14 protein-coding genes are annotated in these 13,872 nt (G+C 56.5%); 3 read left to right on the top strand and 11 right to left on the bottom strand.

Features of this window, described 5'->3' with window-relative positions; translation table 11 throughout:
* Positions 1-105: 105 nt before the first annotated feature.
* The 3 genes from deoB to deoC all read right to left on the bottom strand — a co-directional run bounded on the left by deoB (position 106) and on the right by deoC (position 3,584).
* Entirely contained in the window at positions 106-1,329 is a 1,224-nt protein-coding gene (gene deoB / locus INF61_RS01985) for a phosphopentomutase (protein WP_003856540.1), read from the bottom strand.
* 53 nt (positions 1,330-1,382) lie between these two features.
* Positions 1,383-2,705 carry a thymidine phosphorylase gene (gene deoA / locus INF61_RS01980; protein ID WP_032652511.1) on the bottom strand — a complete coding sequence of 441 codons (1,323 nt, stop codon included), beginning with the start codon at positions 2,703-2,705 and terminating at the stop codon, positions 1,383-1,385.
* 99 nt (positions 2,706-2,804) lie between these two features.
* Positions 2,805-3,584: a deoxyribose-phosphate aldolase gene (gene deoC / locus INF61_RS01975; protein WP_003856543.1), complete on the bottom strand. Its 780-nt coding sequence runs from the start codon at positions 3,582-3,584 to the stop codon at positions 2,805-2,807.
* 262 nt (positions 3,585-3,846) lie between these two features.
* On the opposite strand from deoC, the gene INF61_RS01970 reads away from it, so the two are divergent.
* The gene (locus INF61_RS01970; protein ID WP_023303053.1) at positions 3,847-5,382 is read left to right on the top strand and encodes a YjjI family glycine radical enzyme; all 1,536 of its coding nucleotides are present in this window, start codon (positions 3,847-3,849) and stop codon (positions 5,380-5,382) included.
* Positions 5,357-6,217, top strand: a complete 861-nt coding sequence (locus INF61_RS01965; protein WP_193547484.1) for a YjjW family glycine radical enzyme activase — start codon at positions 5,357-5,359, stop codon at positions 6,215-6,217. Before INF61_RS01970 ends, INF61_RS01965 begins: the two co-directional genes overlap by 26 nt.
* On the opposite strand, the gene INF61_RS01960 is transcribed toward INF61_RS01965, so the two are convergent.
* The 8 genes from INF61_RS01960 to INF61_RS01925 all read right to left on the bottom strand — a co-directional run bounded on the left by INF61_RS01960 (position 6,212) and on the right by INF61_RS01925 (position 12,578).
* Positions 6,212-6,994, bottom strand: a complete 783-nt coding sequence (locus INF61_RS01960) for a TatD family hydrolase (protein ID WP_032652508.1) — start codon at positions 6,992-6,994, stop codon at positions 6,212-6,214. The two genes, INF61_RS01965 and INF61_RS01960, sit on opposite strands and share 6 nt — an antisense overlap.
* Positions 6,991-8,043, bottom strand: a complete 1,053-nt coding sequence (locus INF61_RS01955) for a patatin family protein (RefSeq protein ID WP_003856550.1) — start codon at positions 8,041-8,043, stop codon at positions 6,991-6,993. The genes INF61_RS01960 and INF61_RS01955 overlap by 4 nt, the downstream gene beginning before the upstream one ends.
* Before the next feature lie 122 nt (positions 8,044-8,165).
* Positions 8,166-8,327, bottom strand: a complete 162-nt coding sequence (locus tag INF61_RS01950) for a DUF1328 domain-containing protein (RefSeq protein WP_003856556.1) — start codon at positions 8,325-8,327, stop codon at positions 8,166-8,168.
* A 125-nt stretch (positions 8,328-8,452) separates the two neighbouring features.
* The gene (gene osmY / locus INF61_RS01945; RefSeq protein ID WP_193547483.1) at positions 8,453-9,070 is read right to left on the bottom strand and encodes a molecular chaperone OsmY; all 618 of its coding nucleotides are present in this window, start codon (positions 9,068-9,070) and stop codon (positions 8,453-8,455) included.
* Between the two features lie 303 nt (positions 9,071-9,373).
* On the bottom strand, positions 9,374-10,963 hold the full coding sequence (gene prfC / locus INF61_RS01940) for a peptide chain release factor 3 (protein WP_006810210.1): 1,590 nt from the start codon (positions 10,961-10,963) through the stop codon (positions 9,374-9,376).
* 92 nt (positions 10,964-11,055) lie between these two features.
* Positions 11,056-11,733 (bottom strand): pyrimidine 5'-nucleotidase, encoded by a 678-nt coding sequence (gene yjjG / locus INF61_RS01935; protein WP_063135019.1) that lies wholly within the window; start codon positions 11,731-11,733, stop codon positions 11,056-11,058.
* A gap of 19 nt (positions 11,734-11,752) precedes the next feature.
* Entirely contained in the window at positions 11,753-12,196 is a 444-nt protein-coding gene (gene rimI, locus INF61_RS01930) for a ribosomal protein S18-alanine N-acetyltransferase (protein ID WP_003856565.1), read from the bottom strand.
* Complete coding sequence (locus INF61_RS01925; RefSeq protein WP_023295888.1) at positions 12,165-12,578, bottom strand: DNA polymerase III subunit psi; 414 nt, start codon at positions 12,576-12,578, stop codon at positions 12,165-12,167. The genes rimI and INF61_RS01925 overlap by 32 nt, the downstream gene beginning before the upstream one ends.
* Positions 12,579-12,680: 102 nt before the next feature.
* On the opposite strand from INF61_RS01925, the gene rsmC reads away from it, so the two are divergent.
* Positions 12,681-13,709, top strand: coding sequence for a 16S rRNA (guanine(1207)-N(2))-methyltransferase RsmC (gene rsmC, locus INF61_RS01920; protein ID WP_015572609.1), 1,029 nt, complete (start codon positions 12,681-12,683; stop codon positions 13,707-13,709).
* Positions 13,710-13,872 lie beyond the last annotated feature (163 nt).

Raw genomic sequence — 13,872 nt, 5'->3', positions numbered from 1 at the left:
TGTTTTTGCCGGGTGGCGGCTACGCCTTACCCGGCCTACATTCTGTTTCTCCCTCTCCCGGTGGGAGAGGGCCGGGGTGAGGGCATCAGGCCGCACCCAATCCGTTTAGAACATAGCCTTGCCATATTCCATGTCAGACGTACCAAAGTATTTCGCAATCGTCTGGCCGATGTCCGCGAAGGTTTCACGGTGACCCAGCGAGCCCGGTTTGACTTTCGGGCCGTACACCAGCACCGGAATGTGCTCACGGGTGTGGTCGGTACCGGTCCAGGTCGGGTCACAGCCATGGTCAGCGGTCAGGATCAGAATGTCATCTTCCCCCACCAGCTCCATCAGCTCTGGCAGACGGCGGTCAAACAGCTCCAGACCCGCAGCATAACCGGCGACGTCGCGACGGTGGCCCCAGGAGGAGTCGAAGTCCACGAAGTTGGTGAAGACAATGGTCTTATCGCCCGCTTCTTTCATCTCTTTGATGGTGGCGTCGAACAGCGCATCCAGACCGGTCGCTTTGACCTTTTTGGTAATGCCGCAGTTGGCGTAAATGTCCGCGATTTTACCCACGGAAACCACGTGGCCGTCTTTCTCGTCGACGAGTTTTTGCAGCACGGTCGGCGCCGGTGGCTCCACGGCCAGATCGTGACGGTTGCCGGTACGCTGGAAGTTACCCGCTTTGTCGCCGATAAACGGACGCGCGATAACGCGGCCAATGTTGTAGCCGCCTTCGGTCAGCTCTTCACGGGCGATCTCGCACAGCTCGTACAGTTTATCCAGGCCAAACGTCTCTTCATGGCAGGCGATCTGGAACACGGAGTCAGCAGAGGTATAGAAAATCGGCTTGCCGGTTTTCATATGCTCTTCGCCGAGCTGATCCAGAATCACGGTACCGGAAGAGTGGCAATTGCCGAGGTAGCCCGGCAGGTTGGCGCGCTTCACCAGCTTATCGAGCAGCTCCTGCGGGAAGCTGTTCTCGTGATCGGAGAAGTAGCCCCAGTCAAACAGCACCGGCACGCCGGCAATTTCCCAGTGACCGGACGGAGTATCTTTCCCGGAAGAGAGCTCGTGCGCCCACGCGTAGGCGCCCACGACTTCCGCGTTACCGTCCATACCGGCTGCGATCTTACCGGTAGAGCCTTCATGCGCTTTTACCAGCCCCAGACGGGTCAGGTTTGGCAGGTTCAGAGGGCCTTTACGACCATTGTCCGCTTCGCCTTTTGCACAGGCTTCCGCGATGTGACCCAGGGTATCGGAACCCACGTCACCAAATCGTTCTGCATCTTCGGTTGCGCCGATGCCGAATGAGTCCAGCACCATAATAAATGCACGTTTCATAATTGTTCTCCGTACTTAGTGCTTCATAAAAATGCGATCAGATCAGTATACCGCTATTCAGTGATACGACGATAGACCGTCGGTGTGGTTTCCGGTGCTTTATCGTCAAGAGATATTGCCGCCTTCACTGCTTTCGCCGCGTCCTGCCAGCTGGCTTCGTCTTTCGCGTGGATCACCGCCAGCGGACGTTGGCCGTCAACGCTGTCGCCCAGACGGGCCATATCGGTAAAGCCGACGCTGTAATCAATGGTGTCCGATGCCTGACGACGACCGCCGCCCATAGACACAACAGCCATGCCGAGCGCGCGGGTATCCATAGCCGAGACAAAGCCTTCGCTGTCCGCATAGACCGCTTTGCTGAGCATCGCGGTGGGCAGGTATTTCGCGTAGTTTTCCACGAAGTCGGTCGGGCCTTTCTGCGCCGCCACCATCCGACCAAAGATCTCCGCCGCTTTGCCGTTGTCCAGCACCGCCTGAAGCTTCGCGCGGGCTTCCGCGTCGTCTTTGGCCAGCTTGCCGGAGATTAACATCTCAACGCACAGCGCCATGGTGACATCGAACAGGCGCGGGTTACGGTATTCGCCTGTGAGGAACTGCACGGCCTCACGGACTTCAACCGCGTTACCGGCGCTGGAGGCCAGCACCTGGTTCATGTCCGTCAGCAGTGCAGTGGTGCGCACGCCCGCGCCGTTGGAGACGCCAACGATCGCTTCGGCCAGCGCCTCAGAGAGTTCATAGGTTGGCATAAACGCGCCGCTGCCCACTTTCACATCCATCACCAGCGCATCCAGACCTTCCGCCAGTTTTTTGGCAAGGATAGAGGCGGTGATCAGCGGGATGGAGTCTACGGTCGCGGTAATGTCACGCGTCGCGTAGAAACGCTTGTCAGCCGGAGCAAGAGAGCTGGTCTGGCCGATAATCGCCACGCCAACGTCTTTAATAATGTCGCGGAAGCGGTTGTCATCCGGGAAGATATCGAAGCCCGGAATGGCTTCCAGTTTGTCGAGCGTACCGCCGGTATGACCCAGGCCGCGCCCGGAAATCATCGGGATGTAACCGCCACAGGCTGCCACCATTGGGCCAAGCATCAGGGAGGTCACGTCGCCCACGCCGCCGGTGGAGTGTTTGTCCACAATCGGGCCGTTGAGGTTGAGGCTTTTCCAGTCCAGAACGGTTCCTGAATCTCGCATCGCCATGGTCAGCGACACGCGCTCAGGCATCGACATATCGTGGAAGAAAATGGTCATCGCCAGAGCCGCAATCTGCCCTTCAGAGATGGTGTTATCACGAATGCCGTTGATAAAAAAGCGGATTTCTTCGTCGCTTAATGGATGACCATCACGTTTTTTACGAATAATTTCTTGTGCGAGAAACACGGTAACCTCCATGCGGAATCGGGTGAATGGCGGCGGATATGTTGACCCGCCCTACGATCCTGTAGGCCGGGTTAGCGTAGCGCCACCCGGCAATTCAACTTAGTAGCTGCTTGCGCTCTTACCGTCACCGTGACCCAGCGCTTTCAGCAGGCTGGCCAGCAGGCTGGACGCGCCGAAGCGGTAGTGGCGGGAATCAGCCCAGTCGGCGCCGAACAGCTCGTCGGCAATCGCCAGGAACTGCTGCGCGTCTTCCGCGGTACGCACGCCGCCCGCCGGTTTGAAGCCAACGGTTTTGGACACGCCCATATCACGGATGACTTCCATCATGATGCGTGCGCTTTCCGGGGTAGCGTTGACCGGCACTTTACCGGTAGAAGTTTTAATGAAGTCCGCGCCCGCTTTGATGGAGATTTCAGACGCCTTACGAATCAGCGCCTCTTCTTTCAGCTCGCCGGTTTCGATGATCACTTTAAGCAGCACGTTTGCCGCCGCACACGCGTCTTTACAGGCTTTCACCAGGTCAAAACCGACCTGCTCGTTGCCGGCGATCAGCGCGCGGTACGGGAATACCACGTCAACTTCGTCCGCGCCGTACGCAATCGCCGCGCGGGTTTCTGCCAGCGCGATCTCGATATCGTCATTGCCGTGCGGGAAGTTAGTTACGGTGGCAATGCGCACATCCGGCGTGCCCTGCTCTTTCAGCGTTTTGCGGGCAATCGGGATAAAGCGCGGATAGATACAGACGGCGGCGGTGTTACCCACTGGCGTTTTCGCCTGATGGCACAGGGCGATGACTTTTTCATTGGTGTCGTCATCGTTCAGGGTGGTCAGGTCCATCAGTTTCAACGCGCGCAGGCTGCTTGCAGTTAAATCGGTCATAACATTCTCCAACGGCAGTGCCGTATAAATTTTACCTTGCGGGTCTGTGAGTATTCTAACATTCACCCGCATCCACACTTCGACATTCATCACAGTTAATGAAAACTGTGTGCAAATTTGCATTACTGTAATGAGATCTTCTTCAAATTTTAGTACGTTAATTGCTGACTAAATCGGCGATATCCCCGTTCTGATCAAAAGCGCCACCAGGCTGGCTTCCTACAATTCGTTCACTATCCGCAGAACAACCAAGGAAGTGAACATGCCCGACGCCCTGCAACAACGTTGCCAGCACATTGTGACCAGCCCGGTGTTAACCCCGGAACAAAAACGTCATTTTCTGGCGCTGGAAGCGGAGAACAATCTGCCCTATCCCGCTCTGCCAGAGGCGGCCCGCGCCGCGCTGGACGAGGGATTCATCTGCGACATGTTCGAAGGCCATGCGCCTTACAAACCGCGCTACGTGCTGCCGGACTACGCTAAATTTCTGGCTAACGGATCAGAATGGCTGGAGCTGGAAGGGGCGAAAGATCTGGATGATGCCCTCTCGCTGCTCACTATCCTTTATCACCATGTTCCGTCCGTCACATCAATGCCGGTCTATCTGGGCCAGCTCGATGAGATACTCAGCCCCTATGTTAAAATTCTAACACAGGATGAAATCGATAGCCGAATAAAACGTTTCTGGCGTTACCTGGACAGAACCCTGCCCGATGCGTTTATGCATGCCAATATCGGCCCGGCGGATACGCCTGTCACCCGAGCCATCCTTCGCGCGGATGCCGAACTGAAGCAGGTTGCGCCGAACCTGACCTTTATCTACGACCCGGATGTAACCCCCAGCGATCTGCTGCTGAGCGTGGCGGAAAACATTTGTGAATGTAGTAAACCGCATATTTCTAATGGCCCGGTGAATGATAAAATTTTCACAAAAGGTCGCTATGGCGTGGTGAGCTGTTACAACTCCCTGCCGCTGGCGGGCGGCGGCAGCACGCTGGTGCGCCTTAACCTGAAAGCGATTGCGGAACACAGCCGCTCACCGGAAGACTTTTTCACCCGTACCCTGCCACACTACTGCCAGCAACAAATCGCGATCATCAATGCGCGCTGCGATTTTCTATATGAACAATCCGGCTTCTTTGAGAATAGCTTCCTGGTGAAAGAGGGGCTGATTGATGCCGATCGCTTTGTGCCGATGTTTGGCATGTACGGTCTGGCCGAAGCGGTGAATGTGCTGTGCGAGAAAGCAGGCATTACGGGACGTTACGGTAAGAACGAACAGGCCAATGCGCTGGGCTACCGCATCAGTGAACAGCTTGCGGCGTTTGTTGAAAACACGCCGGTGAAACACGGCTGGCAGCACCGCGCGATGCTGCATGCCCAGTCTGGGATCAGTTCCGATTCTGGCACCACGCCGGGCGCACGTCTGCCGTACGGCGACGAACCGGACCCTGTCAGCCACCTGCTGGCCGTGGCGCCGCATCATAAACACTATCATTCGGGGATCAGCGATATTCTCACCCTGGAGGAAACGGTTAAACGCAATCCTCAGGCTGTGGTGCAGCTGTGCCTGGGGGCGTTCAACGCCGGTATGCGTGAGTTCACCGCGAATGTAGCCGGAAACGACCTGGTGCGCGTCACCGGGTATATGGTGCGGCTCTCCGATCTGGAGAAATACCGGGAGGCCGGCTCGCGCACCAACACCACCTGGCTCGGCGAGGAGGCCGCGCGCAATACCCGTATTCTGGAACGTCAGCCGCGCGTGATAAGCCATGAACAGCAGATGCGCTTTAGTTAGTCAGGTCATACCCTTCTCCTGCGTGGACGGGCCGGGCAGCCGTCTGGCGTTGTTCCTCCAGGGCTGTAACCTGCGCTGCAAAACCTGCCACAACCCGTGGACGATAGGGCGCTGCAACGACTGCGGCGACTGTGTTCCCCACTGTCCTCATGATGCGCTGGCAATTCAGGCCGGGCGCGTCTGGTGGCAGGAGAGTCACTGTCAGCAGTGCGACACCTGTCTGCACCTGTGTCAGCAGCAGGCGACGCCGATGGCGCAGCGCTATAGCGTCGAGGAGATCCTCTCCCGGATTCGCACGTCCGCGCCGTTTATTGAGGGCGTGACCGTCAGCGGGGGTGAGGCCACCACGCAACTGCCGTTTGTGGTTGCGCTGTTCACCGCGATGAAAGCCGATCCGTCCCTGCGCCATCTGACGTGCCTGGTGGACAGCAACGGTCTGTTAAGCGAAACCGGCTGGCAAAAGCTGTTACCGGTGTTTGACGGCGCGATGGTGGATCTGAAAGCCTGGGGCAATGAACATCACCGTTTTCTGACCGGGCGCGAAAACACGCAGATCAAGCAGAGCATCCGCTGGCTGGCCGATCGTCATCGCCTGACGGAGCTGCGCCTGCTGGTGATCCCCGCTCGGTGTGATTATCTGCACCATCTGCAATCGCTGACCGCTTTTATCCACGCGTTGGGGAACGTTCCTGTGCGGATCAACGCGTTTCATGCTCATGGGGTTTACGGGGAGGCGGCGCGATGGCGGAGCGCCACGCCGGAGGACATCGAGCCGCTGGCGCAGGCCCTGGAACGGCAGCAGATCACGGTGATCCGCCCGGCCCTTTATTTATAGCGTGATGCCGAAGACCGCGCGGGTGTTTTCCAGCAGCGCGCTGGCAATCACATCTTCAGGCTCCTGACGCAGCTCACACAGCACATCAAAAACGCGCGCCGCCTGCTCCGGGCGGTTGGGCTGGCCCTGAAAACCATTCAGCGGCATGTCAGGCGCATCCGTTTCCAGCAGGAGCGAGGTCAGCGGGAGCTGCGCCATCACATCACGGGTTTTGCTGGCACGCGGATAGGTAATGGTGCCACCGACGCCAATCTTATAGCCCAGCTCAATAAAACGCTGCGCCTGCTGAAGGCTTCCAGCGAAACCATGGACCACGCCCCTGCGCGGCACGTCGATACGCTTCAGGTGCATCGCCAGTTTGTCATGGGTACGTCTGGAGTGGAGGATCACCGGCAGATCGTGGCGCTTTGCCAGCCGGAGCTGCGCATCCAGGATCGTCTGCTGGCGCTCAAACTGCGGATCTTCACGATAGAGATCGAGGCCGATCTCACCGATGGCAACCAGCTTCGTATCCGCATTTTGCAGCGTGGCATCCAGCCTGTCGAGATGGTCATCAAGATGGTGCTCAATAACGATCGGATGCAGACCCAGCGCGGCATACAGCGCATCGTGCTCCCGGGCAAGCGCCAGAACTTTGTCGAATCTCGCCGCTTCAATAGCGGGCACAATAATGGCTCTCACACCGGCCTCAGCCGCGCGCGCAATACTTGATGTTTCCTCCCCGCTAAACGGCGGGAAATCAAAGTGGCAATGGGTATCGATAAAGCAGTGCGTCACGCCAGATCCTCGTTATCGAGTAAGCCATCATTGGCCTGCGGCGCGTCCACCAGCGGCATCGCCACCGCGTCATTGGCCACAACGGCAGGCGGCAAAATGATGCTTTTATGCCGATGAAGAGGCGGTTGCTCCGCCAGCATTTTCCCGACGGTCGCCAGGAAGTAACGCCCGCACAGCCGCCCCGTTTTGTAATCCATACGCAACGCAGGCAGCCGACTGCCCAGCGCCATGCTCAACAGCGGCTTAGGCGGATAAATTTCAAAGATGCGCAGCTTGCCCGGTGGTTTTTCAATAAAACGCTGCATCGCGCCGTAGGTGGTTTCATGCTGCTTCGCGATATTCACCAGCGGTTGCAGGCTGCTGTCGCCCAGCCAGCGTTCCATCCGCTTAAACCACTGTGGGGTGTAATACATCTGCGAAGGCACCGTGCGGATCACCACAATGGTTTTTGCCCCGCGCCGCGCCGCCTCCTGTACCGGCACCGCGTCGCTGATACCGCCGTCAAGATAGCTTATCCCCTCCAGCAGGGCGCCGGTGCGGTAGAATCCCGGGATCGCGCTGGATGCGCGGATGATATCCAGCCAGTTCTCTTTCTGCGGCGAAAAGTAACCCGGCGAATAGTCATCGCCACGGCTGGCGCACATCCAGAACTCTTTGCCGGTATCGAACAGTCGTGACGCGGTATCCATGGCCAGCGGCATCTGGCTGGAGGTGGCATCCAGTAACCAGTCGAGATCGATCAGGTTCCCGCCGCGTACGAAGCGTACCGGATTGAAGAATTCTTTGGAGGTGGTGTAGCGCATAATCACTTTGCGCGCATAGCCGGGCTGGTTGCAGACATAGGCGGAGAGGTTCTGCGCCCCGGCAGAGGTGCCGAAATAGAGATCGAACGGGTTGAATTGCGCGCGCATAAATTCGTCGAGCACGCCAGCAGTGAAAATACCGCGCTGCCCTCCCCCTTCACAGACCAGCGCAAGCTGGCCTGCATGAAACGGTTTTAACGTCAGCGGCGCAATATTGCCGAGCGTAACGGGAATTCGTTGCCCCACCTCTGCCTTCCTGTTTTCATTATTTTGATGAGACACAGTAACGCACTTCCCCGGTGGTTCTCAAACGAGAAAAAGCCAGCCACGAGGACTGGCTTGAGTTTGTTTAGTAAATATTGCGTTTGCTACGGGCGACGTCGACCCGTAAACAGGCTGACCAGGAACAGAATAATACCGACGACGAAGACAATTTTCGCTGCCCATGCCGCGGTACCCGCCAGTCCACCAAAGCCCAATGCGGCGGCAATTAACGCGATAACCAGAAATATAATGCCCCAACGAAACATAAGCCTCTCCTTTACCATAGTTAATGTCGGCCGCTAAACGTGAGCGCTCAGGTCACTCACCGGCTTTTCCAGAATCGTTTTTATTTCGCCCGCGGTTTTCAGCCTGACGGGCGAATGGTACTGCTTTACTTCGTTTTCAGAGCGTTTTTGACGCTTTTCACACCATCAATAGCTTTCGCAATTGACTCGGCACGATCGCTTTGTGCCTGATTCTCAACCGTACCGGACAGCTGGACCACACCATCGGTGGTTTCAACTTTCACCATACGGGATGGCACGATGTCGTCAGCTAACAGTTTAGCTTTGATTTCGCTGGTAGTTGCTGCATCTCCGGCATAGCCCTTCACCGACGATTCTTTGCTGTCACGTACGTGCAATTTGTCGCTGACGGAGCTTACGCCCTCAACGCCTTTTGCCACTTTAACGGCTTCTTCGGCCTGGGTCTGGCTTTCAACGAAACCGCTCAGGGTGACAACCTTGTTGTCGGTTTTAACAGAAATATCGGTGCTCTTGATGGATTCGTGATCCACCAGTGCGGCTTTCACTTTTGCTGTGATTGAGCTGTCATCCATGAAATTACCGACTTTATTCATAGAGCTATCGATTTTTTCCCCTGCGGTATTGGCGGAATTTTGCGCTTTATCCATGGTGCTGGTTTCCGCCAGAGCAGAACCGCTTACCAGGACACTACCCAACGTTACGGCCAGCAGAGTTTTAGAAATCTTCAGTCTTGTCATATTCATCGATTTATTCCTGTGTTTTGCCCATTATTTGGGCGACATACTTCCCTAATCTTGGTTTTATATATTGCGAATTAACACCGGGGCAAAATGGAGAACCGATGGACATGCATTGAACAGTTAATTCATCCACGCCCGGTGCTAAACACTGAGTTAAATATAGATCACAATCAGAGGGGTGTATTCAGAATTGGGGAAAAAACGAACGAATAGCGAAAAATTGCGGTGAATTAAGAACATTCCGCAAGGGTTTAATAACACAGGAATTAAAGAAGAGCACGGCGGCTGCCGTGCTCTGAAAGGAAATTAATGCTCGCGCGTTTTGCGGAACTGAACATCAGGATAACGTTCCTGCGTCAGGTTCAGGTTTACCATGGTTGGGGCGATATAGGTCAGGTTATCGCCACCGTCCAGCGCCAGCTGAACTTCGTTCTTACGTTTAAATTCTTCGAATTTCTTCACGTCAGAACACTCAACCCAGCGCGCCGTCGCCACGTTCACCGATTCGTAAATCGCTTCCACGTTGTACTCGCTCTTAAGACGGGCAACCACCACGTCGAACTGGAGCACACCCACCGCGCCCACGATCAGATCGTTGTTGGCGATTGGGCGGAACACCTGTACCGCGCCCTCTTCGGAAAGCTGGACCAGGCCTTTCAGCAGCTGCTTCTGCTTCAGCGGATCGCGCAGGCGAATGCGGCGGAACAGTTCTGGCGCGAAGTTAGGGATACCGGTGAACTTCATCATTTCGCCTTGCGTGAAGGTATCGCCAATCTGAATGGTACCGTGGTTGTGTAAACCAATGATGTCACCCGGATAGGCTTCTTCTACATGCGAACGGTCGCCCGCCATGAAGGTCAGCGCGTCGGATATCACTACGTCTTTACCGATACGGACCTGACGCAGCTTCATGCCCTTTTCGTACTTACCGGAAACCACGCGCATAAAGGCGACGCGGTCACGGTGTTTCGGGTCCATGTTGGCCTGAATTTTAAAGACGAAGCCGGAGAACTTCTCTTCCTTCGCTTCTACTTCGCGGGTGTCGGTTTTACGCGGCATCGGCTGCGGGGCCCACTCAACCAGACCGTCGAGCATATGGTCAACGCCGAAGTTGCCGAGTGCGGTACCGAAGAAGACCGGGGTAATTTCACCGCTCAGGAACAGCTCTCTGTCGAACTCATGCGACGCGCCTTTAACCAGCTCCAGCTCATCGCGCAGCTGGGCGGCCAGCTCTTCACCGACAGCGGCGTCCAGCTCCGGGTTGTCCAGACCTTTCACAATGCGGACTTCCTGAATGGTGTGGCCCTTACCGGTCTGGTACAGGTAGGTTTCGTCTTTATAGAGGTGGTAAACCCCTTTGAACAGCTTGCCGCAGCCAATCGGCCAGGTGATTGGCGCGCAGGCAATCTTCAGCTCGTTTTCCACTTCATCCATCAGCTCCATCGGATCACGGATGTCACGGTCGAGTTTGTTCATAAAGGTGAGGATCGGCGTATCGCGCAGACGGGTGACTTCCATCAGCTTGCGGGTACGATCTTCAACACCTTTCGCGGCGTCGATCACCATCAGGCAGCAGTCCACTGCCGTCAGCGTACGGTAGGTATCTTCGGAGAAGTCTTCGTGCCCCGGGGTGTCCAGCAGGTTCACCAGGCAGTCGTGATACGGGAACTGCATCACGGAGGTGGTAATCGAAATACCACGCTGCTTTTCCATCTCCATCCAGTCGGATTTAGCATGCTGGCTGGAGCCACGGCCTTTAACGGTACCCGCGGTCTGGATCGCCTGTCCGAACAGCAACACCTTCTCGGTGATGGTCGTTTTACCGGCATCCGGGTGCGAGATAATGGCAAAAGTGCGGCGTTTGGCCACCTCTTGCAGATAAGGAGACAACGTCATAATCAATTCTTCTTAGGTAAGCGCGGCAGCAGGCCGCGCATCATGGAATACGAAAAATGCGGCTATTTTACCCATCAACAGGGGGCAGGCAATCATTGTTTACACAGGAGCTGCTCCAGTTCGTTCAATGACGTAACGGTCCAGGTCGGCTCGATGCCTTCCGGCAGCGTGCGACCATGCGCATTCAGCCAGACGGTCGACAGGCCCGATCTCATACCTCCCAGAATATCAGATTCTGCCGTATCCCCCACCATCAGCACGCGATCGCGGTCAGGATTGCCCGCTTGCGCCAGCGCATAATCGAAAATACGCGGATCCGGCTTCGGTACGCCCACCTCTTCGGAGATCACCAGCGCGTCGAAATGATCGCGCAGGCCGGTGCGTTCAAGGCGGATCTGCTGAAGCGCGGTAAAGCCGTTGGTAATGATCCCAAGCTTCACCTTCCCTTTCAGCGAATCCAGCAGAGAAACGGCGCCGGGCAGCGGCGCGCAGATATCCGCCATCGCATTCAGGAAGGCCTCGTTCAGCACCCCAGGACTGACGTTTAACCGTTCAGCCCACACGTCAAAACGCTGATGCTGAAGCTGTAACGCGGTGATGGCTCCGTTCTGGTAATTCACCCACAGCGGTTTGTTCACCGCCTGATAGTCCTGAAAATCTTCCGCGGTGAACGTCACGCTATAGTCGAGAAACATCCGCTGTAGGCCGCCGAACGAGTCAAACGTAAACAGCGTTTCGTCGGCATCAAAGAAAATCCAGTCCCATTTCATCGTTACAACCTTATTTTCGTTATCCAATCGGCAGAGCCATGATAATGGCGTCTTCACGTCCCTCTGCGGTGGGGTAGTAGTTACGGCGGATAGTCGCCTCGTTGAAGCCTAAGCTTTCATAGAGCGCGATGGCGGCGACATTGGACGCGCGCACCTCCAGCCACAGGGTGAAAACGTCACGGGTTTCCAGCTCACGAATGAGGTGCTCAAGCAGTTCCCTGCCCAGCCCGCGGCGCTGGTAAGCGGGATCGACCGCAATATTAAACAGCGTCGCCTCGTCCAGAACGACCTGCGTGATGGCGAACGCAGCCATCGCACCGTCAACGTCCAGGCGGAGATTTAAATAGCGTTCGCCCTGATTACTGGCAAACGTCTTTTCGCTCCACGGAAAGGCATGGGCGCGGGTTTCAATCGCGAACGCGGTGGTCAGGTCAGCCGTCGTGAGGGAAGAAATCGTGTTCATATTCGCAAATTTGTTGCCATAGCGCGCTACGCGCTTTTGGGTTGGCTTTCAGTTCGTCCAGCGCTGGCGAACTGATCTGGCTTCCTTCAAGAGGTAGCTCGTCCACCGCCCCGATTCGCCAGCTGTTACAGCGGCTGTCAGGGGGAAGCATCGCGACGCTTTCAGGCGCCAGCTGTAATACCTGATCGCGGGTCACCTTCAGGGTGCGAAGGACATCCTCAATCAGGGGCTCGTTCAGGGCAGGCGGCGCTTCTGCCACCATCACCAGGCGGACATGCGCAGGGATGGAGATGGCTATTTCGCCCCGCAACGCCGTCGGGCGACGCAAAGCCCACTGGGTAATGCCCAGCTGCTGCAACTGCCAGTCTCGTCGGGATGTCATAGCGAAAACTCCTGTCTCTCAGGCGCGCAAATATAGCAAATGTGTCGAAACTGCGCCATCTACCTACTATAATCCCCGCCTGAGTTTATTGAGGAACAATTCATGTCTGCATTTACCCCGGCAAGTGAAGTCTTGCTGCGTCACAGTGATGATTTCGAAGAAAGCCGTATTCTGTTTGCCGGAGATATGCAGGATGACCTGCCCGCGCGTTTCGACTGTGCTGAAAGCCGTGCCCACACCCAGTACTATCACCACTGGCAGGTGCTGAGCCGCCAGATGGGCGAGCGCGCGCGCTTTAGCCTGGCGGCGGAGCAGAGCGATATTGCTGACTGCGATACGCTCATTTACTACTGGCCGAAAAACAAGCCGGAAGCCCAGTTCCAGCTGATGAACCTGCTTTCTCTGCTGCCGGTCGGATGCGATATTTTTGTTGTCGGTGAGAACCGCAGCGGGGTGCGTAGCGCAGAGCAGATGCTCGAAGCCTGGGCGCCGCTGACGAAAATCGACAGCGCCCGTCGCTGCGGCCTGTACCATGGTCGTCTGGAAAAACAGACCACCTTCGATGCCGACGCCTTCTGGGACGAGTACCAGCTTGACGGCCTGACCATTAAAACCCTGCCGGGCGTGTTCAGTCGTGATGCGCTCGATACGGGCAGCAAGCTGCTGCTGTCCACCCTGACGCCTCACACCAAGGGCAAGGTGCTGGACGTCGGCTGTGGCGCGGGCGTGCTGTCAACGGTTCTCGCCAGCCACTCACCAAAAGTGCGTTTAACCCTGTGTGACGTGAGCGCCCCGGCAGTAGAAGCCAGCCGCGCCACGCTTGCTGCGAATGGCATAGAAGGTGACGTGTTTGCCAGCAACGTCTTCTCCGACGTGACCGGTCGCTTTGACATGATCATCTCTAACCCGCCGTTCCACGACGGAATGGAGACCAGCCTTGAAGCGGCGCAAACGCTGATCCGTGGCGCAACCCGTCACCTCAACAGCGGCGGTGAGCTGCGTATCGTAGCGAACGCCTTCCTCGCGTACCCGAAAGTGCTGGATGAAACCTTTGGCTTCCACGAAGTGATCGCCCAGACGGGCCGCTTTAAGGTCTATCGCACCGTGATGACGCGCCAGGCGAAAAAGTAAACCCCCGGTCCGGCGATGGCCGACGCTGCCATCGCCCATTTTTGCAGCAATCAAAACAACGTGCGCAATTTTCTGTTGACGTAAAGCTGAAAACATCTAGAATGCGCCTCCGTGGTTACGATACTTTTACAGTGTCGATGGTATGCGAAGGTGGCGGAATTGG

The organism is Enterobacter cloacae complex sp. P18RS (genome assembly GCF_014982105.1).
Lineage (GTDB): Bacteria > Pseudomonadota > Gammaproteobacteria > Enterobacterales > Enterobacteriaceae > Enterobacter > Enterobacter hormaechei_C.
The sequence above is the reverse complement of the archived record's forward strand: the minus strand, read 5'-3'. Positions and strand labels throughout refer to the sequence as shown.